The organism is Bacteroides sp. (genome assembly GCF_028690125.1).
In the GTDB taxonomy this organism is placed as follows: Bacteria; Bacteroidota; Bacteroidia; order Bacteroidales; family Bacteroidaceae; genus Bacteroides.
In genome coordinates, this window is the sequence record NZ_JAQVBV010000001.1 from 338,212 (window position 1) to 364,261 (window position 26,050).

The 26,050-nt window shown below is 38.1% G+C and carries 16 protein-coding genes and 1 pseudogene; 6 read left to right on the forward strand and 11 right to left on the reverse strand.

The window, feature by feature from the left end; all coding sequences use genetic code 11:
• Positions 1 to 569 precede the first annotated feature (569 nt).
• The 4 genes and pseudogenes from PHO71_RS01345 to mutS all read left to right on the forward strand — a co-directional run.
• Positions 570 to 926, forward strand: a pseudogene (locus PHO71_RS01345) (DDE transposase); the annotation flags it as partial.
• A 909-nt stretch (positions 927 to 1,835) separates the two neighbouring features.
• Entirely contained in the window at positions 1,836 to 2,117 is a 282-nt protein-coding gene (locus PHO71_RS01350; RefSeq protein ID WP_300197765.1) for an NVEALA domain-containing protein, read from the forward strand.
• 94 nt (positions 2,118 to 2,211) lie between these two features.
• Entirely contained in the window at positions 2,212 to 3,399 is a 1,188-nt protein-coding gene (locus tag PHO71_RS01355; RefSeq protein ID WP_300197768.1) for a 6-bladed beta-propeller, read from the forward strand.
• Positions 3,400 to 4,138: 739 nt separating this feature from the next.
• Positions 4,139 to 6,727 carry a DNA mismatch repair protein MutS gene (gene mutS / locus PHO71_RS01360; protein ID WP_300197965.1) on the forward strand — a complete coding sequence of 863 codons (2,589 nt, stop codon included), beginning with the start codon at positions 4,139 to 4,141 and terminating at the stop codon, positions 6,725 to 6,727.
• Between the two features lie 14 nt (positions 6,728 to 6,741).
• On the opposite strand, the gene PHO71_RS26145 is transcribed toward mutS, so the two are convergent.
• Positions 6,742 to 6,882 (reverse strand): AraC family transcriptional regulator, encoded by a 141-nt coding sequence (locus PHO71_RS26145; RefSeq protein ID WP_367279872.1) that lies wholly within the window; start codon positions 6,880 to 6,882, stop codon positions 6,742 to 6,744.
• Between the two features lie 23 nt (positions 6,883 to 6,905).
• Between PHO71_RS26145 and PHO71_RS01365 the strand changes: the two genes are divergently transcribed.
• Positions 6,906 to 9,302: a beta-L-arabinofuranosidase domain-containing protein gene (locus tag PHO71_RS01365; RefSeq protein WP_300197771.1), complete on the forward strand. Its 2,397-nt coding sequence runs from the start codon at positions 6,906 to 6,908 to the stop codon at positions 9,300 to 9,302.
• A gap of 299 nt (positions 9,303 to 9,601) precedes the next feature.
• Here PHO71_RS01365 and PHO71_RS01370 read toward each other — a convergent pair whose 3' ends face one another.
• The 10 genes from PHO71_RS01370 to PHO71_RS01415 all read right to left on the reverse strand — a co-directional run bounded on the left by PHO71_RS01370 (position 9,602) and on the right by PHO71_RS01415 (position 25,407).
• Entirely contained in the window at positions 9,602 to 11,692 is a 2,091-nt protein-coding gene (locus PHO71_RS01370; RefSeq protein WP_300197773.1) for a discoidin domain-containing protein, read from the reverse strand.
• A gap of 96 nt (positions 11,693 to 11,788) precedes the next feature.
• Positions 11,789 to 11,935, reverse strand: a complete 147-nt coding sequence (locus PHO71_RS01375; RefSeq protein WP_300197776.1) for a hypothetical protein — start codon at positions 11,933 to 11,935, stop codon at positions 11,789 to 11,791.
• Between the two features lie 134 nt (positions 11,936 to 12,069).
• Entirely contained in the window at positions 12,070 to 12,900 is an 831-nt protein-coding gene (gene lgt / locus PHO71_RS01380; RefSeq protein ID WP_300197779.1) for a prolipoprotein diacylglyceryl transferase, read from the reverse strand.
• Between the two features lie 27 nt (positions 12,901 to 12,927).
• Positions 12,928 to 13,839, reverse strand: coding sequence for a ketopantoate reductase family protein (locus tag PHO71_RS01385; protein WP_300197781.1), 912 nt, complete (start codon positions 13,837 to 13,839; stop codon positions 12,928 to 12,930).
• Between the two features lie 157 nt (positions 13,840 to 13,996).
• Positions 13,997 to 15,100 carry a redox-regulated ATPase YchF gene (gene ychF, locus PHO71_RS01390; protein WP_300197784.1) on the reverse strand — a complete coding sequence of 368 codons (1,104 nt, stop codon included), beginning with the start codon at positions 15,098 to 15,100 and terminating at the stop codon, positions 13,997 to 13,999.
• A gap of 474 nt (positions 15,101 to 15,574) precedes the next feature.
• Positions 15,575 to 18,166, reverse strand: coding sequence for a PL29 family lyase N-terminal domain-containing protein (locus tag PHO71_RS01395; protein WP_300197786.1), 2,592 nt, complete (start codon positions 18,164 to 18,166; stop codon positions 15,575 to 15,577).
• Positions 18,167 to 18,552: 386 nt separating this feature from the next.
• Complete coding sequence (locus tag PHO71_RS01400) at positions 18,553 to 19,491, reverse strand: site-specific integrase (protein ID WP_300197789.1); 939 nt, start codon at positions 19,489 to 19,491, stop codon at positions 18,553 to 18,555.
• 493 nt (positions 19,492 to 19,984) lie between these two features.
• On the reverse strand, positions 19,985 to 21,127 hold the full coding sequence (gene araJ, locus PHO71_RS01405; protein WP_300197792.1) for an MFS transporter AraJ: 1,143 nt from the start codon (positions 21,125 to 21,127) through the stop codon (positions 19,985 to 19,987).
• A gap of 167 nt (positions 21,128 to 21,294) precedes the next feature.
• Entirely contained in the window at positions 21,295 to 22,713 is a 1,419-nt protein-coding gene (locus tag PHO71_RS01410; protein ID WP_300197795.1) for an alpha/beta fold hydrolase, read from the reverse strand.
• A gap of 549 nt (positions 22,714 to 23,262) precedes the next feature.
• Entirely contained in the window at positions 23,263 to 25,407 is a 2,145-nt protein-coding gene (locus tag PHO71_RS01415) for a TIM-barrel domain-containing protein (protein WP_300197798.1), read from the reverse strand.
• Between the two features lie 229 nt (positions 25,408 to 25,636).
• Between PHO71_RS01415 and PHO71_RS01420 the strand changes: the two genes are divergently transcribed.
• Positions 25,637 to 26,038 carry a putative quinol monooxygenase gene (locus PHO71_RS01420; RefSeq protein ID WP_300197801.1) on the forward strand — a complete coding sequence of 134 codons (402 nt, stop codon included), beginning with the start codon at positions 25,637 to 25,639 and terminating at the stop codon, positions 26,036 to 26,038.
• Positions 26,039 to 26,050: the final 12 nt, after the last annotated feature.

The window sequence follows — 26,050 nt, forward strand, 5'->3', positions numbered from 1 at the left end:
ATCAGAATTCTCTCATTGGGAGGTATTGAATAGGTCGGAGATATGCTGATTAGCCTCATTTAAGGAATGTAATTTAGTTTTCCTTCATCTTCATGTTTTGCATATCATTTTGGTGTACAACCTGTTATATTGCGTCTACTTTTTTTTAAAACTCTTTTGTGTCAAATATTGTATCGCTTCATAGTAAAATAAAGATTATTCATTCTATTTTACTAGTTGATAGTGAAGTATAGAAAAATATGACAGAGAACAAAAGTGTTTTCATTTTGCTCAATGAGCACTATTTTATTGAAAAAGATTGAGAAGTTTTTTTCAAACATCGTTATGTTTTAAAAAAACATCGAAGTATTCGGAAATAAACTTCCCATAGACTGTAAAAGTGTATACTTAGGTTTCGGTAAAGTTAAAAAGAACGGTTGTTTTGAAAACAAACTTGTCAGTGGCATATGCTACCTAAGGACTTCCCCAAGTGAGAGTTGGTTTGCTATTATATATAAGAAATGGGGTTCTTTTCAAGTTTTTGATTTGCTTCTTGAAAGGTTACGCCGTCATATACTGGAGTTGCTGGCAATAAAAAAGTGAAAGGTATCAAATATTATATTGTTATGGACAAGTATGGCTCCTTCATAGCAATGATGATTACAATAGCCAATATTCATGACCGTAAGGGCACTTATCTGCTAAAAGAACTTTGTTTGGGAATAAAAGTCATACTGGTAGAAGTAGGATATAGAGAAGAACTTATTGAAAATGTTAAAACTAAATTTGTCTACATTATTTGGGTGGTTATTAGTGCATACAAAGATCAAGAGTTCAAACCTATTCACAAAAGATGGATTGTCGAAGGGACATTTTGGTGGATAGATAATGATAGAAAGCCTTTCCTAAACTGTGAATTGACATTTGAATCGAAGAGGAAATTGTAAAAAATATCGGCTTTAAAATTATGATTGAAGAAAATTTAAACGAAGTTATCCATAATTCTTTTTCTCTGTAAAATACACATTAAATTTGGAAAAGTGTGAACCGAATAAGATGTTTTTTAACCTCCGATGAAATGCGGAATTTTTTATTAAAAAATAGTTAGTCCGAAATAGTCAGTGATTTTATTTGCTCTACTTCTCTCAACTCACTATCTTTAAAAACTATAGATTAATTTATTGATTTAACTTATTAAAGATGAAAGGAGGTAACAAATAAAGATAGTTACTTTAGATACCCCAATTCTAATACCAGCATCTTTCTAGGTGCTAGGTAAGAAATGATAAAATTACTATCTAAGTTGAGAATATAGATTATTAAGTAACAGAATGATGATTGAGTTTATGTAACATTTTTTGTAGTATTGGGATGAATAATCGATTTCTATATTAATGTATATGTTTGTATGTTGTTATTTATAGTCTTTTTGAGTAGATTGCTGGTGAAAACACACTTATTTTTAGTTTGGAAAATTGCTTCAATGCTATTTGTTATTTTCTTTGTAAATACAATATTTGGCTATAGTTTTAAAAATACGATAAATAGTTTGCTTCTATTGGTGGTTTCTTGAAAATGGAAATGATATTTTAAAATTAAGCTTTTTTGAGAGAACTGTCATCATAATATATTCATATTGTTGATGCTGATAGTAGAAGGACAAGTAAGAAATATAAGGTGGGTGCAATTGAGATCTTTACGGAATTGATTTAACATCAAATACTTGTATTTTCTCTAAACTATAAAAAAGAAAGGAGGTGAACCAAAAGTTAAAAAAGAAGTAATGAGACTTTAGATTCATTGAAAGGATAAACACGAAGAAAATTTTGTATAATAACTTTTTTATAAATAGAAATATGAAAATAAAGATTATAGGAATTTCAGCTGTAATGGTTATTGTTATAGTAACTATGATAAATACTCGTTTAGTAAGTAATAAATCTAACAAAACTAATTTGTTACTACAAAATGTTGAGGCTTTAGCACAAGATGAAGGAACTCAAGATAAGAAGTATCGATATGATACTTTTTCTAAAATACCATGTACTATATATGTTGGTGGAGCATATGCAAAAGGTTGGAAAGTAACATGCTGGGATGGAAGTGATCATCCTATTTGTGTTGATTGTACATTATAAATTTAATTTTGAATATGTCAAAGGTCTTGTTTATAAATTGACTACTCAAAAATATTGAATAAGACTTTTGACATTCCTAAAATATCAATTAAACATGAAATATATTTTATTCTCAATGGCTTTTATTTTTCTTTTTACCAATTGTAAAAAAGAAGATAAACAAGATCCTCTTCTATCACAAGCTAAGTGTGTAGACATTAACAATCCAATATCGATTTCGATAAATGATCTAATAACTGATATAGATACCATTGGGCTTGAAGTCACAGACTCTTCTTTGTTGGGTGATATACATATGTTGCATATCATGAATAATAAATTATATATTTTAGATACAAAAGGTAATGCGATTTATATATTTTCTCGAAATGGTGATTTTATCCGTAGAATATACCATGTTGGGCAAGGGCCGGAAGAATATATACGAATCAATGGTTTTCAAGTAGATTATAAATGCAATCGTCTTATTTTGACTGATTCTTTTTCAAAAAGGATTTTTATATTTGATGAATATGGAGAGTTGCTCAAGGTTGTACCTTTAAAGTTTAGTGCATATATACTTATGGCTAGGAATGGAGGATTCTTAAATTTTTATACAGGTCCGAAGCAGATGTACGGTTTAAAAGATATGGAGAATTATAACATTCATGTGTTGGATAGTTGCGGAAATTTTGTAGCTTCTTTTTTGGAAAATCAAACACCTCACAGAATTGATCTGGAATCTACAGAACGAATCGACTATAATCCTAATAATGAAGAGATTCTATTTCATCCTACTTTCGGTAATGTTGTGTATAGAATTGATAAAAATAATCAAATATATCCCGAGTATGTATTTAGAAACAAATCAAGTTTTAAACTGCTTACTCCAAAAGAACGTAGAGAAATGACTCATATATATGGTCAAAAAAATGAGATTGAAGAAAAAGAAAGTGAAGGTTATCTGTTGTCTTGGGGTTGTGTATATGATTTGGATGACTATTGCCTTTTCACTATGACAGGATGGAACCATCCAAAACATATTTATTACAATAAATCAACTGGAATAAGTGTAACAATAGATATGGAAAAGATGAAAGGAGATGTTTCTTTATGCAAACTATTTAACGCCCCGATATATCAAACGGAGGGTAATTGTTTTTATAATATTATTCCTTTATATCTTGTAGATGAACTGGCTGACAAGCTCCCTGAAGGGAAATTAAAAACATTTTTGCAGAATAATAATACCCCCAATAGTAATCCTTTAATAATTAAATACAAAATGAAATTTCCGGAATAATTGGATCAGTTGTAATATGATGTATATATAAGCTTGTTTTTTTCTTTTTCCTTCAGCTTTTTCCACCTTGTTTATTCATAAACATACAAGGGTGAAGGGCTATTTTTAGTACATAAGTATTATCAAAAAAGTATATATTAATAGGAAAAGGAAATATGCTATTATATCTTTTCTGTAGTATTTACTATATTATTTACTTAATTCAATTATATTTTATGAGTAAATAAACCATATATTTTGCATAATCAGTTGTTCGAATTGACAATAGGAGGTTTGTCTCAATTCATTTGGTCTTTATCTTAAACACTATATAGTTTGCAACAAATATCTAGTACTTTTTTCGAAATGATAATAACTAGTTTCAGGGTGAAATGAATAAATAGTTTTCAAAAATTGCGTATGGGCATAAAAAAAGGAGCAACGCCTTGCTCCAACCTTTGTTAACCTTAAATCTAATACTATGAAAAACACATTGCAAAGGTACGGACTTTTGCGACATAAGCAAATTATCCAAATAAAAAAGTATGTTTTGTAACACGTTTTAAGATATTTCTTCTACTTATTAAGATATTTCTCTCTTTTTATCAAAGAATTCAACATAAATTTTGAAAATTGAAAAGAAGAATTCCGTTGATTCTCTGCCGGAAAACAATTATCTTTGCTCCCATAATCTAAATTATTTACCTTAAAAGAAGAAAAGGAGAGAACCGTGAACGAAGAAGAAATCGTGCTTACCCCTATGATGAAACAGTTTCTGGATTTGAAGGCTAAACATCCGGATGCAGTGATGCTGTTTCGTTGCGGTGACTTTTATGAAACATATTCAACGGATGCTATTGTCGCAGCCGAGATTCTCGGAATCACACTGACAAAACGTGCCAATGGAAAAGGTAAGACTATTGAAATGGCGGGTTTCCCTCATCATGCGCTTGATACCTATCTGCCGAAACTGATTCGTGCCGGAAAGCGTGTGGCGATTTGTGATCAGTTGGAAGACCCGAAACTGACAAAGAAGTTGGTGAAACGTGGTATTACCGAATTAGTGACTCCCGGTGTTTCTATCAATGATAATATACTGAATTATAAAGAAAATAACTTTCTGGCTGCCGTTCATTTTGGAAAGACTTCTTGTGGAGTGGCTTTTCTCGACATATCTACAGGCGAGTTTCTTACTGCCGAAGGACCTTTTGACTATGTTGATAAACTACTAAATAACTTTGGTCCGAAAGAGATCCTTTTCGAAAGAGGAAAGCGTTTAATGTTTGAAGGAAACTTTGGTAGCAAGTTCTTTACTTTTGAATTGGATGACTGGGTGTTTACGGAGACAACTGCCCGTGAGAAATTGCTGAAACATTTTGAGACGAAGAATCTGAAAGGATTTGGGGTGGAACACCTGAAAAATGGTATTATAGCTTCAGGGGCTATCCTGCAATACCTGACGATGACACAGCATACGCAAATTGGCCATATCACTTCGCTTGCCCGTATTGAGGAAGATAAATATGTGCGTCTGGATAAATTTACCGTTCGGAGCCTTGAATTGATCGGTAGCATGAATGATGGTGGAAGCAGTCTGCTTAGTGTAATCGACAGAACGATCAGTCCGATGGGGGCTCGTCTGTTGAAACGCTGGATGGTCTTTCCGCTGAAAGACGTAAAACCGATTAATGACCGGCTGAATGTGGTAGAATATTTCTTCCGGCAGCCCGATTTTAAAGAACTTATAGAGGAAGAGCTACATTTGATAGGTGATCTGGAACGTATTGTTTCCAAAGTAGCCGTAGGCCGGGTATCTCCTCGTGAGGTGGTTCAGTTGAAAGTTGCATTGCAAGCAATCGAACCAATCAAGAAAGCATGTATGGATGCCGATAATGCAAGTCTGAACCATATTGGTGAATTATTAAATCTTTGTATATCTGTTCGTGACAGGATAGGTAAAGAGATTAAAAATGATCCTCCGTTGTTGATAAATAAAGGTGGGGTGATTAGTGATGGTGTGAATGCAGAGTTGGATGATCTTCGCCGGATTTCTTATTCGGGAAAAGACTATTTGTTACAAATTCAACAGAGGGAAAGTGAACTGACTGGTATTCCCAGTTTGAAAGTAGCTTATAATAATGTATTTGGTTACTACATTGAGGTTCGTAATATACATAAGGAGAAAGTTCCTCAGGAATGGATTCGCAAACAGACATTGGTCAATGCGGAACGTTATATTACTCAGGAACTGAAAGAATATGAGGAAAAAATTCTGGGGGCGGAAGATAAGATATTGATTCTGGAAACACAATTGTATACCGATTTGGTACAGACATTGACTGAGTTTATTCCCCAGATACAGATTAATGCTAATCAGATAGCTCGTTTGGATTGTTTATTGTCGTTTGCCAATGTTGCTCGTGAGAATAATTATATTCGCCCGGTGATTGAGGATAATGATGTACTGGATATTCGCCAAGGACGTCACCCGGTGATTGAGAAGCAACTTCCGATCGGTGAAAAATATATTGCCAATAATGTGATGTTGGATAGTGGTACACAACAGATCATTATTATTACAGGTCCGAATATGGCCGGTAAGTCTGCGCTTCTTCGGCAGACGGCATTGATAACATTGCTGGCCCAGATTGGCTCTTTTGTACCTGCCGAAAGTGCGCATATCGGATTGGTAGACAAGATATTTACCCGTGTAGGAGCCAGTGATAATATATCTGTAGGCGAATCTACTTTTATGGTGGAAATGAATGAAGCGGCAGATATTTTGAATAATGTTTCTTCCCGAAGTCTGGTGCTTTTTGATGAATTAGGGCGTGGAACTTCTACTTATGATGGAATTTCCATTGCTTGGGCGATTGTGGAATATATCCATGAACATCCGAAGGCAAAAGCCCGTACTTTGTTTGCCACACATTATCATGAGTTGAATGAGATGGAGAAATCTTTCAAACGTATCAAGAATTATAATGTCTCGGTGAAGGAGGTAGATAATAAAGTTATCTTCCTGCGTAAGTTGGAACGTGGCGGTAGCGAACACTCCTTTGGTATTCATGTGGCAAAGATGGCAGGTATGCCGAAAAGTATTGTAAAGCGTTCGAATGAGATTCTCAAACAGCTTGAATCGGATAATCGCCAACAAGGTATTTCCGGCAAACCATTGGCGGAAGTTAGTGAGAATCGGGGGGGGATGCAGTTAAGCTTTTTCCAGTTGGACGATCCTATATTATGCCAGATTCGTGATGAAATACTGAATTTGGATGTGAATAACTTGACTCCCATCGAGGCACTGAATAAACTAAGTGATATCAAGAAGATTGTCAGAGGTAAGTAAAAGAAATATCTTTTTCATTGTTTGCAGAATTTCTTGGGGAGTACTCCGAATTGCTTCTGGAAACACTTGGTAAAGTAGAAAGATGAATTGAAGCCGACAATATAACATACCTCGTTAATCCGATATTCACCTGACTGAATTAATTGGGATGCCATTTTCAACCTTTATATTGAATATTATGAAGAATTACAGGTTCTTATTAGTGATTGGTGTATTGATTTTGGGATTAACACGACTGACAGCATCAGAGTATGAACGAGTGCGTTGCGCACCGCGTGTCCATGTCCCGGTGTGGCAATCCTTTGCCTTGGGTGATGTCGAATTGACCGGCAGTTATTTTAAGAAGGCGATGGATTTGCATAAAGAATACCTGCTTTCGTTGGAAGTAGACAGACTGATTCCTCACGTTCGGCGCGGGGTAGGTTTGCAAGGAAAAGGACAGAACTATGGTGGATGGGAGTATCATGGTGGATGCAGTTATGCACATTATATGTCCGGTTGCGCCATGATGTACGCTGCTACGGGCGATAAAGCCTTTCTTGATAGGCTCAATTATATACTGAGTGAGCTCAAAGAGTGTCAGCGGAATACAGATGACGGTTGGTTCATTACCGGTAAAGATAATAAAGAAGGATTCTTACAGATGCTTCAGGGCAACGTTACTCTGGGTAGCCCGGATGAAACGAAGCAACCCTGGAATTTTAACCGGAATGGTAATTCCTGGTACGGTATTCATAAAGTGCTGGCAGGTCTTAAGGATGCTTATTTATATGCCGGATGCACCCAGGCAAAGGAGATTCTACTTCCATTGGCAGACTTTGTTGCTCATATCGCATTGAATAGCAATTGTGATTTGTTTCAAAGTATGCTTAGTGTAGAGCAAGGTGGAATGAATGAAGTAATGACTGACGTTTATAGCATTACGGGAGATAAGAAATATCTTGAAACGGCCGAACGCTTTAACCACATCAATGTAATCTATCCCACTGCCAACGGTGAAGATGTTCTTTTCGGTCGTCATGCCAACGACCAGATACCCAAGTTTGTGGGAGTTGCCCGCGAATACGAATTTTCTTCCAACAACCTTTATTATAAAGCAGCACATAATTTCTGGGATATTGTGATTAACGATCATACGGTAGCTATCGGAGGAAATAGCTGTTGCGAACGTTTCGGACTTCCAGGGCAGGAGAGTAAGCGTCTGGACTTTACTTCTGCCGAAACTTGTAATACGTATAATATGTTGAAGCTGTCGCGCCAGCTCTTCATGCTCGATGGTGATTACAAATACCTTGACTATTACGAGCACGCACTGTACAATCATATATTGGCTTCACAAGACCCTGATATGCCGGGTTGTGTTACTTATTATACTTCGTTGTTGCCGGGTTCATTCAAGCAATACAGCACACCGTTCGATTCATTCTGGTGCTGTGTGGGCACAGGTATGGAGAATCATGCTAAATATGCTGAGTCTGTGTATTTCAAAGATGGGCAGGATTTACTGGTTAATCTATACATCCCTTCACATCTGAATTGGAAAGAGAAAGGGATGCAGGTTACTTTGGACACACGTTTCCCCGAATCGGATACGATTTCTATCCGCATTGATCAGAAGGGAGACTATACAGGCTCTCTACTGTTCCGCTATCCCGGTTGGGTAAATGGCAATGCAACAGTGTTGCTGAATGGCAAACCTACAAACGTCGAAGCTTATAAGGGAAGCTATATCCGTCTGCTCACTCCTGTTGAGACAGGCGATAATATAACACTAGTTTTTGCCAGAAGTCTCCATCTAGATTATTCAAAAGACGAACCTCATTTCGGCTCCATCATGTATGGTCCTCTGGTGTTGGCAGGTGGATTGGGTAAGGAGAATATGCCCGAAGACCGTGTGAGTGATAACCGTACTTGCCGCGAGTCTGTTCCGGCAAAGAATATTCCTATGCTGGTAGGTTCATTAGCCGATTTGGATAGTTGGATTCAATGTTCCTCCAAACACCCTCTGCGCTTCACTGTGAAAAATGGAGGAGGTGAATCGGCTGTGGAATTGATCCCTTATTTCCAGATGCACCACCAACGGTATACTGTATACTGGAAGATCTATTCGCCCGACGAGTTTGCTTATCGTACCCGTTCGCTGACCGATGTAGTGAAGATAGGAGATGATAAAGACGAAAAGCTCCATAAATTACAAGGAAAGAATGACTCCATCTACTGGCACGATTTCTTTTGGGCGAAGAATGCGCAATATCGTATGGCTAAAGATGCCGGATGGTTCTCTTATACTCTACGCATCGACAAGAAAGAACAGAAACCCTATCAGCTGATTTGCCGTTTCTGGGGTGATGAGGCTGCAGACAAAAAGTTTGATATTCTGATTGATGGTAACTATCTGCGTACGGTTTGTCTGGACAGAAAGCTCTATCTTACATATGTGGATGATATATATCCTATCCCGGCAGAATGGACCCGTGGGAAAGATAAAGTGAATGTAACTTTCCGTGCCGCAGAAGGAAAGACAGCGGGAGGCTTGTATGAACTGAAGATTACTTCGGATACCGATTACAGATAATCGTTTTTCAGCTTTAAATAGGTGAAATTTGTTGGCAAAGCTTGTTTGATATGATGGGTATATAGATCTAACATATTGTCAGTATGTTGGCTAACTATTGCCAACGTGTAGATTAATATATACTTTAAATGCATAAATGCTATGTATTTATCAGATTTCCTGCTTTTTAAATGTATATATATGCTTTTTGTCCTATCGGTTTATTCTATTTATTCGTTTTTGTAAATATCATCCGTTAAACTAACGGATGATATGATATCTTTCTGATTGAATAAATCGTTATTTATATCTATTTGTTGCTAGCTTCCGGAGATTCTTCCGTATATCTCTATGTCTCCTATACGAGCAGTCCCATCTTCACCGGCATCTTGTATTTGCAGACGAACGTATCTTCCTTTCGCCGGAGTAATATCAACATCTGTCACAGACGCAGTATTATTCTTCTGAGTATCCACGTATGTCCATTTTTTACCGTCCTGGCTAACTTCCATCGTAAAAGAACTTGTATTCAGTTGTTTTGGCATCCCGGCATTTTCTGCATGACGCACTACATAACGGCTGATTAAATACTGCTCTTTAAAGTCAAATTGTATCCATGCTTCATTCCCTTTCTCTTTGGAAATCCAGATATGTCCTTCACCGTGGGTTCCATCAGCTGCAGTCTTCACATTTGTAGTAGTACTGCTGGACGTGATTTTCATCTTGGGAGAAAGAGTCAGATTGAAAGGCAGATTATTTGCCTGATTATAGAGGTTGAAAAAGTGATCGCCGCGGCAGATTACAATATTTCCCGGTGATAACTCTTCCAATTGTTTTTTCAAAGCGACGATGTTATCAGGTCCCATCTTCCAGGATTCGCCTTGAGCTGAAAGAAAGATTGGTTTGGAACCGTCAAATTTGGCTATCTGATCTTTCCAGAAAGAGTAGATAACATCGACTCCGCTTGCGTAACAGGGAAGGTTAGGCACAAATGCCAATTGATGGTTCTGGATGTAGGCCGGTACTTTGTAAGGACGACGTTCCCAGTCTTGTTGCGTAAGACCATACAGGTAACGACAGTTTTGGGCGTATGCACTCATCTGTTCCTGGTTTACTTCATCCCAGATGGTGATGACACGTAATCCGCTTTTTTCCAGATATTGTTGTGTCAGCTTTGCGTAAGGAGTAAAGTCGGCTCCCGAAGTGGCATTCCATAAGTAGTTGTGTGCATCATAGATCAGCGAATAACCCATCCCGGAGGGACCTGATGCAAAGAAATCATTCGGCGTAGCTGTTTTGTAATAATGGTTAAGAAGTCCGGGACCGAAGTCTACCAATCCCGGGCTGATAGTCCAGTTGATGGGGATACTGCCTCTTCCTGCTTTGTCCCATAGTTCGGACATGGCGTGTTGGCAATACTGTACGTTATCGCCATCACTTAAGTAGATAGCCAGATAAATCTTATTCTCCAGTTCCGGCATCTTGGGAACTTCCGGATATTGAATCTGTTGCTGCATTCCTGCATATACAGTAGCATTCTCATAAAAATCAGATGGAATGGTAGAGAGTCCGTATTCTGTCGCCAGTCCTATTCCCGAACGTTCTTCGGCATACCAGCCCGTGATAATGCTTTCACCCGGTTTCATTGTTTTCAGGAACTTGCGTAGTACGGTATTTTCTTGCCATTCGCGTGGGTCCAGCCAGACGATTGCAGCTCCTGAAGCGATGGCCAGGTCGCGTACAAATCCCCGTTGAGGCGGTAAACTAACTAATAGACGATGAGTGCATTTATTCCGGTAATTCTGAAACATATATTCATAAATCTCAGTTGCTTTGGTGTAAGGCAGTTTTGTGAAATCTGCTATAATGGGCAACTGAATACCTTGCTCCTTCAACCGGTCATATAGTTGGGTTGTTACAGGAATCGCATTTTCCAGTCCGGCTACGGTAGAAGCCAGATTCAGATAATGATCACTTTTCGTCCGATCGTATAAAATGACTCCTTTCAATTCGTTTTTATATTTGTCTACCAGTTTCAAGCATTCGGTAGTTTCAAATTCATGAATAGACAGATTGAGTATCTTCGGCCATTTGTATTTACCTTCACTGAAGTGTTCGAACAGGAAAATACGCGGCTGTTTTTTGTTTACCACTCCTTGCAGTGACAGTAACATTGTTTTTTCTTCTACCGGAAGTTTGGCTTGTCTAAGATCAAATCCATCCAGTTGTGATGCAGGAGTGGCGAAATGAGGCAACGCTTGTCCGTTTGGCCAGTAGATCCCACTGTCTACTATTTGTTGTGGACTAGTAGGAATGTGTTGGTTGATTCCCTGTTGTGCATATAATCCGGAGATTGATACAAAAAGCGAACTGACCAATAACATGGATTTTTGTAAGAGAGTCGTTCTCATGTGTTTTTATGGATAAATAGTTGAATAATCAGGTGAGGCAATTGTCTGATCTCATTAAAAAGCGGTCTCCTTCTTTGTCTGAAAGATAGGAACCGTCTACTGCACAGAATAGGCTATGTAGGTATCTTTCGTTTTATCACCGTTTCTTGGAGAGTCGGGTAAATTCTCATTATCGTTGCAACTGGTCCATATCAAGGTACAGAGCATTAATAATAGTAGTTGGTGAAGTCTTTTTGTTTTCATGTCATTTAAAGGTTTTAGGTAAGGGATATGATGAAGAACTATGAGTATTTTGTGTTTTTAGATACGGATTACATGGTTCTGAAATCCACGTAATCCGTATCTAAGTATTTAGTATCTTTATCAATCAGTGTGTTTTAGTTCTTTTTCTGATAGAAGAACATAAAATAAAGTCCTATAATAATAAAGGGAACGCTTAACCATTGTCCCATATTGAACATCATGTTATCTTCAAACTTTTCTTGATTTTCTTTCACAAATTCGATAAAGAAACGGAAAGTGAAGATATAAGTCAGGCAAAGCCCGAAGAAGAAGCCCCGATGTAACTTTTTGCTATAGTTTTTATAAAGGAAAATCATGATAAAGAACAGAATGAGATATGCAATGGCCTCGTAGAGTTGTCCCGGATGGCGGGGTAGCATATCAATCCGTTCGAAGACGAATGCCCAAGGCAGATCTGTCGGCTTGCCGATGATTTCAGAGTTCATCAGGTTTGCTAGGCGGATAAAGCAAGCTGTAATCGGAGTAGCAACGGCAATCATGTCTACTACATCCATGTAGTGCATTTTCATTTTGCGGCAATACATCCATAAGGCGATCATTAAACCAAGTGTTCCTCCATGACTGGCAAGTCCTTCATAGCCTGTGAACTTCCATCCACCGGGTATAAACTTAATAGGCAGTAGCATTTCTATGAAACCTTTTCCACTTGTCAGATACTGTCCCGGGTCATAAAACAAGCAATGTCCCAAGCGTGCGCCAATCAGAATACCAAAGAAACAATAAAAGAAAAGAGGCTCAAATTTTTTCTCGTCTATCTTTTTATCCCGGTATTGGTAACGGACAATAAAGTAAGCTAAGAAAATTCCTATGGCCCATAATATTCCGTAGTAACGGATAGAGATTCCTCCCAGATGGAGTAGTTCGGGATTCGGGTTCCAGTTGATAGATAGTAGGATGTTATTCATATTGGATAATGGTTTACGGTTTTACAATTAGTGTTTAGTGAATTTCTGGGCAACCATCCGGTAAGTGGGGATATCCACTCCTTGCTCTTCCGCTGTTGCAATCATATCGAATAATAAGCCTTGTATTTCTGACTCATGTCCCTTTGCCAAGTCCTTTTGCATGGAAGCTGTACTTTCGGGATCAAGTTTATCAATGACTTTCAAGTTATAGCTTATGGGGTCTTCGGGAAACTCAATTCCTAACTTACGACCTAATTCTGCACTTTCTCCGGAAAGTCCGATGAAAGTATCTCTTACTTTTCCCGGTTTCTGCACTTCTCCCATAGGTACGTCAAAATAAGCTCCAGTTAGTGCCATTGCCGAGATAAACGACCATTTAATGAATGTATCTCGATTGATATCCGGAGAAATCTCTGCTTTGATTCCACTCTCCTGAAGGTCTTTTTGTATAGCTTCTAAAATGCCCGGAGCAATTTTGGCCCCTTTATGGGCTCCATAAACCAAACGGAATATTTTCCCCATTTGAGTGATTTCTCCCGTACCGGAAACAAATCCGACAATGTAGATGCAACCGTCAAGTACCGTTACATCCGGAACCAAGTGTTGGATTCGTGGTCCTGTACCATAGACGTTCAGAATAGGTATGACCACGGTTTGTTTGTGAGAGGCTCTTTTGATAAGTTCTGTAATAGAATCGACAGAATAACCTTTGACACAGACAAAGATTACATCCACTTTTCCGTTGAATTCTTCTGCAGTAGTTGCCGGAATTGTAAGTGTATGTTTCCCCTTTAGGTCTGAATTTAGTTTTAGACCATTTGTTTGTATAGATTGTAGATGAGCACCACGGGCTATACAAGTAACATCTTTTCCGGCAAGCGAGATAAATCCGGCAATACTGCCTCCGACGCCTCCGGTTCCTGCAATGAGATATTTCATAATAAATGAAGAATAAAAAATGAGAGTATATCAAAAGTCAGATAACCCATCAGCTTGGACTCTCTGAAACAGATCTTAAAATTGAAAATCCGCGTTATCTGCGTTATCCGTATTTAAAAGATAGTTTCGACTTTCGGTGCGTCCTCATTTTAAGTTATTAAACATTAAAACGGAAATGCATGATATCTCCATCCTGCACAACATATTCCTTTCCTTCTACGCCCAGCTTGCCCGCTTCTTTCACAGCAGCTTCCGAACCGTAGTTGATAAAGTCTTCGTATTTGATTACTTCCGCACGGATAAATCCTTTCTCGAAGTCTGTATGAATCACTCCCGCACATAGTGGAGCCTTCCAGCCTTTTTCGTAAGTCCAGGCACGTACTTCCTGTACTCCGGCTGTAAAGTAAGTCTCGAGATTCAGTAGCTTATAGGCCGATTTGATAAGACGTGCCACACCCGATTCTTCCAGTCCTACTTCGGCAAGGAACAGCTGGCGGTCTTCATACGTCTCAAGTTCGGCGATATCAGCCTCTGTCTTGGCAGCTACAATCAGAATTTCAGCATTCTCATTTTTCACTGCTTCGCGTACCATGTCTACATATTTGTTACCATTCACTGCACTGGCTTCGTCTACGTTACAAACGTACATCACAGGTTTGCTGGTTAGTAGAAACAGCTCATGTGCAATCTTCTGTTCATCTTTAGTTTCGAAAGTTACAGTACGGGCAGACTTGCCTTGCTCAAGAGCATTTTTGTATTGAATAAGGACATCGTAAGCCTGTTTGGCAGCTTTGTCACCACCAGTCTGTGCCTGCTTTTGTACTTTCTGAATACGACTTTCAATCGTTTCCAAGTCCTTTAATTGAAGTTCGTAGTCGATAATTTCTTTGTCACGGATCGGGTTTATACTTCCGTCTACATGAGTTACATTATCGTCGTCAAAGCAACGGAGTACATGGATGATAGCATCTGTTTCACGAATATTAGCGAGGAATTTATTTCCCAGACCTTCTCCTTTGCTGGCACCTTTCACCAGTCCGGCAATATCCACGATTTCTACGGTAGTAGGAACAATACGTTGAGGATGAACCAGTTCTGCCAATGCATTCAAACGCTCATCGGGAACAGTGATTACGCCTACATTCGGTTCGATTGTACAAAAAGGGAAATTTGCCGCTTGCGCTTTTGCATTCGACAAACAGTTGAAAAGAGTCGATTTACCCACGTTCGGTAGTCCGACAATACCACATTGCAATGCCATAATATCTAAATCTATTATTTATAATCAACCAATTATTTGTTTGGTTGAGATCTATTATTCTTATTCACTTGTATAAGTGCACAAAGATAATGCTTACTAACCGAATTTACCCCAATTCTGTTGAACAAAATAAGTTTGTTTATTAGAAAACAACTTTTGAACCGGTAAAGAATCTTGGTATGATTTCTGAATTAATGCAGTAGAATATCATATTTTGTAATACAGTATACTACCATGTTAATTATATATTTATAATGATTCCGGGTATGGGCTGAGATTAAGCAGTTGGTGGTATGATATAAAGAAAGAGGATACTCGTGGGGAACAAGAGTATCCTCGGTAAAGAGTAAGTTATAAAGTCTGGGCTTTCACAAGAACAGACTTATACTCTTTGAAGTTTTAATTTGGAAGGGTATTGTTTTTACTGATACCCTTCATTTTTTATCATAAACCGGCATTTATGCCGATTTAGTGTTAGTTCTTACTATTTTCTGTAGACAAAACAGTAATATTACCTTCAGCTTCAATTGTTGATATTTCGGGGATAGTAATTGTTACTACAGATTTAGCAGATTTATTTTGCTGCAAATCATTACCACCGTTGTACCAATCAATTGTAGAGTCGGCGATTGTCAGCTTATCACCGAAAGAAGCATCTACTTTCAAACCATAACCAAAGGCGATATTAGCTTGGTCAAGTTTATAAGTTTCTTTTCCATATGCAGTATAAGCACCCTTTTCATAAACTGTCTTGCCATCTCTGTCTTTAATAACTACCAGCTTAGCAAGATCTTTAGAGTCATGGTTAGCCATATAAGTCTTCAGAGTCATAGCATCAACTGTAGCATTGAACGGACGAACGAAACGAACTACATATTCTTTAACGCATTCTTTACCATTTGATAAGTTAGCTACCATTTCAATATTGTAGTCGCGAGAAGTTTCATTCTTAGCAAACGGAGTAGTCAACTTAATTTCCTGGTTCTTATAATCTGTACCGGTAATTGAAGCACCAGTCTGATTTGTACCTTTCAAGCGGAAGTAAAGTTTAGTGTGGTTGCCCGGCAATTGATAACCGCTCATGTAATTCTTGAACTGTTCTTTCATTTCACTTACAAGTTTCCATGAGTTGCCTACCATCTTACCCTTAACCTGAACAATGTTAGTACCAATCAGGTAGTCAGGATTCAGTTCCGGGAATGCTTTTGTATGAACTACGTTGTAAGTAAATGTGATAACTACATTCTTATGCAGCTTGTTATTTTTAGCAGGATATGTAACTTTAGCTTCACCTTTGCCAAGTAATACATTAGGAGTCATTTCAATCCATGCCATAGCAGTTTCAGTAGTAGAACCATCTACAATACTAGTCCAACCAGTAGCAGTTACACCTGTTTCCTGAGCAACGGTGGTTGCTTTGTAGTTTTGTTGGAATGTTTCCTTAGTCATGCCCAATATGTCATAGATTTCAGCATTGGCTCTGTCCCATGATAATTCATATTTATTATTAGGAGTGGCGATAGATGAATATTCAATATCTCCTAATGCTACAGCAACAGGTAAATCACCTTTTTCTACAGATTCAACAGCTGTTATTTCTGCTTTAACATAACCACTTGCTACGATAGTACCATTAACTTTTGCTGTAACAGTAAAGATTGGAGTACGACCAACAGAAGCAGTACCTTGAGCTAACCATGCTTTATCAACTACAACAACACCATTTTTATCAGGAGCTGTTACAAACTGTTGTTGATTAGTCTTTCCATCACTTCCCAGATATTTTTCCGGTTTAGCATACTCATAAGTAATTTTTTCTACACCGATAGAAGCCAGAGATTTTTCAATTTCTTTAGCCCATGCTTCTGTAATTTTACTCAGATTTAATTCACCTGTATAGACAAATTCTGCGTCAGCTGTTACACTAAGGTCAGGAGCTGTAGTGGGATAGTAAGATACTGGCGTAGTGGTTGCCTTTCCGTCTTTGATCTTAGCAATACCATATTGTTTTAGTTCAGAAGCCTTAACTACTGCATAGTCTGATACAATTTCGGTAGCATCTTCTTTATTAGTTGCTTTCAGAGCAAAAATAGCTTCTTGGTTTGCTTTTAGATAATCCAGAGTCTTTGTTGATTGCAATTGGAAAATCATACCACCCTCTTCGCCTTTTTTAGCACTCATAATCTTAAGCAAAGATTTGTTGTCGCCGGCTACGCGAGTTTCTACAACACGATCAATGAAAGACCATTCTACGTTTTTCACATCTGCGTTTTGCGGATTCAAACGATAAGTAACAAGAGGATTATTTGATACTAGGAATTCATCTTTCTTACTTGTGTTATTATATACCATAAGAGAATAGAAGTCAATAACTCCCATACCTAACTTAGTGTCAATTGTTTCTGGTACAAAAGCCAATGAACGAAGAGTATCTGTCAATTTAATCTTAACAGGGCCTTCACTTTTATCTACGTTGTTAAGAATAAGGTAACCATTCTCTGTATCCCAAATAGCAGATACAGCTTTTTCTCCTTCAGGAACACAAGGGATTTTAGTTACTTCTTTCGTTTCTTTTCCGTCAGCAGCTTTGGTCATTTTTACCCAAAAACCAGCTTCTGCGCCATCAGTGCCCGGATAATAATAAATGGTAGGTGCAGAAACGCCATCGTCGCCTGCTTCACCAGGTAAACCACGAGAAGGCAGACCGGAGTCTTTATCACCAAAGAACCAGTTTCCATTTTCTCCGATAGTAACAACTGTACCGTTTGTTCCGTTGGTTCCGTTTGTCCCATTGGTTCCATTAGTTCCGTTCGTACCGTTCTTCAACTCAAATGTTTTGTTGTCGCTTAGTGTTACAGTAACTCCATTAGCAGTAGGTGTTACATTTGTAATAACGGCACCCGCATTAATCCGAGCTTTAAGGTCCTCCAAACTTTTTTCAACGGAAGTGATCCGTTGATCCAGACTATCGATGTCGTCATCATAGTCTTTACAAGACGTAAAAGTCCCCATAGAAACCGTCAATAAGGCTCCAAATAGGATAACGCTTAAATACTTTTTGTTCATAATCAAAAAAACGTTTAATTTATAAATTAAAAAAAATAAATTCTTCCAATTTGCTAATTCTGGTAGCAGTTTTACCGTTACTCAATAGGTAACGACAAAACTCTCTTGTGACATCCTTAAAGGCGTTTTGATGGATGATTACTGACAAAAAGCATAAAAAGATTGTTTCCCTCATTTAGGTATAGAAGTGAGGGGCAGAGAATTCTTTGTCCGAGTTTTAAGGTTAATAGACTGTTAATGCTAAGAATTCGTAGTTTCGTGTATTTTGCTATTCTTTTTTAATAGTTTATGAGAAAAAATATGTTATTTGTTTGCTTGTTTTCAGAAATATGTCCATATTTGCAGCGTGTTTTATTTCCGTTACCTATTGAGTAACGTTTTAAAATTCAGGCAATTATATGCTTATAATATTGCTTTGCAAAATCAATCACCTGAATGTTTGCCTCATCAATTTTCTTATTCCTGAAAGGCTTTAGATAAGTTTCCGTCACCATGATAGACGAATGTCCCATCGCTTCGGAGATAATGCCGGGATGCACCTCGCTGTAATAAGCCATTGTAGCCCATGTATGGCGGGCTGTATAAGAACTTAAATCGGACGTAAACCCCAAGATGCCTTTAAGTAAGGTAAGTTGATAATTGAAGTTACGAAGTGCAAGCTGATATTCACGATAGGCAGCTTCAGTACCTTCACCGGAAGTTATTAATGAAAAAAGATAAGGAGAGCTTGGGTCAGTGCTCATATACCTCTTAACTAGTATCATTGCCTCCGGTGTCAATGTTACACTTAGCTGACGTCCGGTCTTACGCCGACGGTAGGTAAGTACGTTTTCATCCAGATCCTTTTTTTTAAGATAAGCCAAATCAACAAATGGCAATCCTCTTAGCATAAACATTAATACAAACAAGGCGTGCGTCTTTTTCAGATAAGAAGGAATAGTGGAGGCCGATGGCGAATTGTCTAGTAACTGTGCCATCTCACCATTATCCAAGGCCCGTTTCCGGTCGGCACGTGTCCCGGTATAAACGTATTTGAACAAATGTGGTACATAGTTTGCCATACGACACCTTATTGCTCGATTGTAAACCGCTCTCAAAGTTCGCAGATAAGTTGAGACAGTATTCCAGCTACATCCTTTCCCTCGTAGATGTATCTCAAAACTCTTTATAAATTCAGGATTAACTTTCCGAAATGGCAGATGACCATTTCCATGAAATGCAACAAGTGCATTCAAACTACTCCTATACACATGAGCGGTCCCATAATTACCGCTTGTTTGCAGCCCATCGGCTACTTTCTTCATAAATGAAATCAAATTCCCCATTTTTTTTGATTTTAACAACTAACTCCTCTAGCTGCCACGATATCACAATACTCTGTTTTTTCAATTTGTATTTGGAAAAACTAAGATGAAATTACACCTGAATGATATCAAACTAGAAGGTTGTCTCCCATTGTTCGGCACTATTGCCGTTTCCATTTACTAAAATTTCCCGTAGTTTGTTTATTTCCCACAGTGCTTTTTCATGAATATTATCAATTAATTATATACAAAATAAGCCCTGTCCATAGGACTTTTAGTAAAAAAAGACATCAGATAGAGTTCATTATAATAGATTATCCGGATACGTTGATTTTGCCAATATTATCTTAGTAACCCATTAAAGATAAATAATATAATTGTATGAAGAGCTATATAAATAGGAAAATAAATTATAAAGTATAAGGAAAGTAACAAACTGATTTTGAATGAGTGATTATAAAACTGTATATCAAATACAAGCGATAAAACGTTGTTGTGAAACAAGTGTATCTATTTAGTATTTGGCTTGGTATTTCTTATAAAAAATCAAGAACAAAGTGAATCCGATTAGAGCAAATGGAACACCTGTCAGTGCCGGATAACGGTATCCACCGCTAACTGCCAATCCGCCTACATAAGCACCAATTGCATTTCCCAGGTTAAAGGCAACTTGTACGCAAGCTGCTCCAAGCATTTCTCCTCCTTTTGCCACGCGGATAATTAATATTTGTTCCGGACTGGATACGGCAAACAATCCTGCCGTGCAAAGGAACATTAACAATGCGGCTGCCCATTTATAAGGAGACAGGAAGAAGATAAGTAGAAGTACTACGCAGATAAGTGCTTGTGAAACAGTTCCAACTTTTGCGGGAGTGAAGCGGTCCGAAAGTCGTCCGCTAATCAAATTTCCCATAACCATTCCAAATCCGGCAAGAATCATTAAAGGAGTAATACTTTCCGCTGAAAAACCGGATACGTTTGTTAGCATTGGATTGATATAACTATACCAACAAAATACGCCACCATTACCTAAAGCGGTAGCACCCAGGATTAGCCACGGGGCAGGAGTTTTGAGAAAGCGGAATTGACCCTTGAAGCCCGTATCCGCTAATCCTTGTACTTGGGGAACCCAACGCCAGATATAATAAAGAATAACAATTCCCCAGACACCTACCAGCAAGAAGGTGGCACGCCAAGAAAGCATAGTACTTAAAGAAGTTCCTAGTGGCACTCCAAACAAATTGGCAATAGTCATTCCGGCAATCATAATGGAGACAGCTTCGGACCCTTTTCCTTTATCAGCAAGCTTTTCGGCTACTATAGAACCTACTCCAAAATAAGCTCCGTGAGGAAGTCCGGAAATAAAGCGGGCAATAAGCAATACCCAATAGTTAGGAGCCATTGAAGCACAAATATTACCTATCATAATAAGTGCCACCAAGGCTAATAATATATGTTTTAATGAATATTTGCGAGCTAGCGTCAGAACCGGAGCACCGACACAGACGCCTAATGCATAGGCTGAAATGAAATGTCCCGCTGTTGGAATACTGATATTCAGATCTTTTGCTACATCGGGTAAAATACCCATCATAACAAACTCGGCAATACCCAATCCTAAAGTACCGAATGCTAATGCAATAAGACTCTTTTTCATACAAAATCTAATCTGGAAACCTTTGATTTTTTAATCCGCTGCAAAGTTAAAACAAATTCTTTCAGAGTGAGTTTGGTAGAATAGATTTTGATTTAAATCAATCTAACAATGAGAACTTTGGGCAATACTCTATGTAGATAGATCTTGACGAAGTTAGCAAGCTAAGGTTATGGGAATGTGTGGAAAGTAGTTTTTCCCAATATCCATTCCGTTATATCTTTCAGAACTTCCGGACTGATTGTTTCCTCTAAGTCTCCATATTCAAGTTGGTTGCATATTCTACAAGTCTGAAAAAAGTGATTCAGACCCGGATAGATTTTCACTGTTACATTTTTATTCCCATTCTTCTGAATTCCTTGTTGAATGGCATTTAAGTTCATGACGCCATCTACCTGAACATCTTTATCTCCATTGATTGCAAGTACCGGACATTTTATTTTATTCAGGTCTTCCGTTGGGTCATATCTCATAAAGTGGAGGTACCATGGACTTGTGGCTGCACTCAGTTGTGCCGGCAGTTGTTGCATCACATTTAAATTTTGGAGCTCTTCGGGAGATAGTATTTGTATTGCGTCAGCATACAACTCTTTTTGAAGTGCTTCAATTGTTTTATCTGTCTGTTGTAGAACAGTTGAGTATTGGTGACGATAAATTGGTTTTTTTTTCTGCCAGACGGAATCCGGCTTACCTGTAGATTGATAAATTAACTCTAACTGTTTCAGCATAATACTGTCTCCTCGTACTCCGGCTCCCGCCAATGACACAATAAATGCGACTGACGGATCTTTTGCCGCAGTAATAAATGCAACAGTTCCTCCGCAGCTATGACCAATAATTCCAATTTTCTGGGTGTCTATCTCTTTTCTACTACGCAGATAGTTCAATGCAGCTTCTGCATCTTTAGCGAAATCTTCGTTGGTGGCATTTGCAAAGTTACCTTTTGAGGAAGCTACTCCCCGGTCGTCACAACGTAATACCGCAATTCCGTTTCGAGTAAGATAGTCGGCAATGACAAGAAAAGGTTTGTGTCCTTTCACTTCTTCGTCTCTATTTTGCGGGCCACTTCCCGTTACTAAAATGACTGCGGGAAATTGATTCCCTTTCTGGGGAAGGGTTAATGTACCGGCTAGCGTAATGCCATCCTGCTCATTCTTTATGCTGACTTCTTCTGTGTGATATGTGAAAGGAGGGCGAGGCTCTTGCGGGCGGTGATAGATTTCTCCTTTTTGCAGATTTAATGGGAAGGGTAATCCTTGTGTAAATGTACCAATAATTGTATTGTCAGTATTTAGCTTTCCTTTAAAAGAAGCGCTGATGATAGGTATTTCAACAATCAATGTAGAATCTTGAAAAGAGGTTGTACCCGTTTTTATGTTAGTGACTCCCTGATCGGGGCTATCGAGAGTAGCCATATAATCCCCTTGCTCTGTTTGATTGATATGAAATACAATGATTAATGCTCCATTAGGAAGAACTAGTTTCCCATGCCAAGTGCCCATAATATTTTGTGCACAAAGGAAAGATGGAAATGATAATCCGAATAATATCCCGATGATAACTATGCAATAGAGCTTTGAGTGTTTCATAATGGAGTATTTATTGTTTGGTAAGAATCTTTTTATACTTGCAAACGTACGTGAAAACTTTTATATAATGTGCTGTTAAGATGAAAAATATATTGCATTCTTAAGCAGATCATATGATTGATAATTATTTAATGCGAACTTTAATGTGTGCAGTATTCATTAAAGTCTTAACGTTTCCACGTGGAACGGTATTCTAAAAAAGATTGAAATAAGAATATTGTTTTTGCAATTGATTTTCAGATGTATAATTACTACTTCTCAACTATTAATAGTCCAGATGTTGGCTATTAATAGTTGAGAAGTGGAGTATTAATAGCTGAGACGATAGCTATTAATACTCTATAAATGACTAAATAATGACCTTTCGGAAGCCTCTGGACGCTACTCTTGAGAGTTTGATATACAGATTTTCAATTGAATATTCAAATCTAAATAAAGGACTAATAAATGCAGAAGGAAATCGCATTTATTAGTCCTCTTAGCTTAATTTTTTTTTATTGAAGTAGTCCTTGTTGCTGTCAGTTTAAGATACTTAGGTTTATTTTCGCATCAGTTGATAAACTCATAACCGGATAGCTGGTATCTTTTGAGATTATATCCTTTCGTTCTCTTAAGTTTTACTTTTCCTTTGGCTGCTTCCAGAGTAACGTTGTTGTATTCTCCTTTCTTGAAGTTGTAACTGATACCGTCATCTTCCAAAAGTTCGCAAGTAGCGGTAGGAACCCCATATACTTTACAGTGTAAGTTGAATACGGTTTGAGCATCTACATTAGGAACTGGTTCACATAGAGGTAATAATGTGCCTTGACGTACATACAGCGGTAATTGATCAAATTCCGTAGTTATCTCATATTCCTTGTTTCCTTCATACTTTTCGTTAGTATTGAAATTATACCATATCCCTTCGGGGAAATAAACAGTTCTTGATTTCTTATTTTCATATAGAGGGGCTGCCATTAAACCTTCTCCGATGAGATACTGGCTACTGATAGTACGTAAATGTTCATCTTTGGGATAATCCATCAGTAAAGGCCGGAAAGGAGGTATCCCTTCTTTATGATAATTATAAAATGCATGGTAAAGATATGGAATAAGTTGCATACGCAAATTGATCAGCGTGCGTGCATACGTTTCGTATTCCTGTGCTTCGGGCAGAAACTCGCCCCGCTCATTTTTCCCACGGTCGAATTGCAGCCATGGCGGATATTGTAAATACCAGGCATTAACCATTGCTTGGGGAGAAAGAATCACGGTTTGTAAACGGTGAAAGAAGTCTTCGGCAGACTTTGCTTCACGCACTTCCGGACACCATAATAATCCTCCAAATGCGGAATTGCAAAGGGCTTGAATATATTCTTTATGATCATACGTGTCGCTGTAAAGCACTGCATTTCGCGGGGACATAAACATTCCGGAAGAACGATAATCCTGATAAGCACGAGTATTTTTTTCACGATAAATGCTATCCATTGTATTGACATAAAGTGAGCCGAAAATCTGATGCATTTGTTCGCCGTCAATTCCGGAAGGAAATTGTGTCATATCAGGAAAGCACCAAGTGGCCGAGGCGTATGCAATGTTTGAATTATCACATTCATCGAGTTTAAAACCGGAAATTCCTTCTTCCACTAGTGTACGGTGATAATCACTGAATATTTTGCATGCTTCCGGTTTAAGAAAGTCCGGTACAGCTCCGTTCCAAACTAAGAAGTTCCCTGAATAAGGTTCTATAGCTTTCCGAATCGGAGAAGAGGGGTGGACATAAGCGTGTTCCCACAAATTGACTTTGTATCCTTTCTGTTTGAGTTGGTCCAGCATCTCTTTATGTTTAGGAAAACGTTCTTCACTCCAGAGGTATGAACAAGAATAGGTTGCAGTTTGCCATCCCGGTTCAAGTCCTAATACATCACATGGGATTTGTTTTTCGCGGAAATAGTTGGCAAAACGGATGACAGAGTCCTGTACGGCATCTCCTTTCACGCGGTATTTGAATCCCAGTCCCCATAGAGGAGGAAGACATCCGCCACCGGAAAGAAGATTGTATCTTTTGACAACGTCCAATAATTCCGGTCCTGTAATGATAAATACTTCAATGCCTTTTGCGCCGGGAATATCAATACATACCTTGTTCCCATTGCTTCTGTTTTTGTACAAATCTTCCGTAGTGGTAGCAATTTTTTTTCTTCCTTCAACGTTCTGCAAACTTTGCTGATTTTTCTGATTGGAACCGCATAAGAACGTTGTGTATCGGGCAGTATTAACCAGAATACCGTATCCTTTGGTTGATACATAGAACGTTTGTGGAGCATGAGTATATCCAAGTCCATTCAAAGGATTATCGTTTACTATCGGACGTTTCCGCAATCCGCGCTGTCCAAAAGTCTCTATCTGAAGTCCGAAACCATAGATTTGTTCATCATCACTCAGAGGTACTTCGACTATGCATCCTCGATCTATTACTTCTATCAGGATTTCATTCAAATTAAAAGGGAGTTGCGCAACGGGTAGCTGCTTCATTGCCTCCAATGCAGGTTTTCCACCAAACAGTGCATAGGGTGTGAAAGGGTCAATCTCTCCTGTTTGTAGTTTGATGACTCCCGGAGCTATCTCTTTTTGAGTCACTTGCTCTGTTTGATTGGCAAACATAACTCCTCCTGTGAACATAAAAAGGCTAAATAGTAGTTTTCTTATCATACATTCATTTATCATGGTTATACTTAATTAGACTTCCGAAATCTAATTTTCCACTAAAAGTAATACAAATTATTTTCAAGAAGATCATATTGATCGTTTTATTTTTAGGAGAATCTTCTTATGACTCATGTTCTAAAAAACAAATACTAAAAATGTGTATAAAATTAGGTGTTTTTACTGCAATAAAGAAAAACTTTTAATAATTTCGTCGGAACTAATAACAATTGATATGAAAAACTTATTTCTAGGTATAGCCTGTGTACTACTGGCAGGTTGTGCAAACTCCCCTAAGCAGGAAACCGCGACATCTTGTTGTAATGATAAAAGTTCGATGGAAGTCGTACTGGATTTACACCGGAAAGTAAAACCTGAATATGTAACTGCTTTTAAAGAAGCATTTGCCAAATGTAAAGCCGGAACTATTCAGGAATCGGGATGTGTGGATTATGGTGTTTATCAATCTCCGCAAGACAGCACTGAATTCCTGATCTATGAAGTCTGGAAAAATGAAGCAGAACTGGCTAAGCATGGCGAAACTGCCCATCTGAAAAACCTTCTGGAAGAAACAAAAGATATGTTTGATAGTGTATCAAACAAAAAGATCTATGTATGTGCTGAAGCACAAAAATGAATCTCCGGAAAG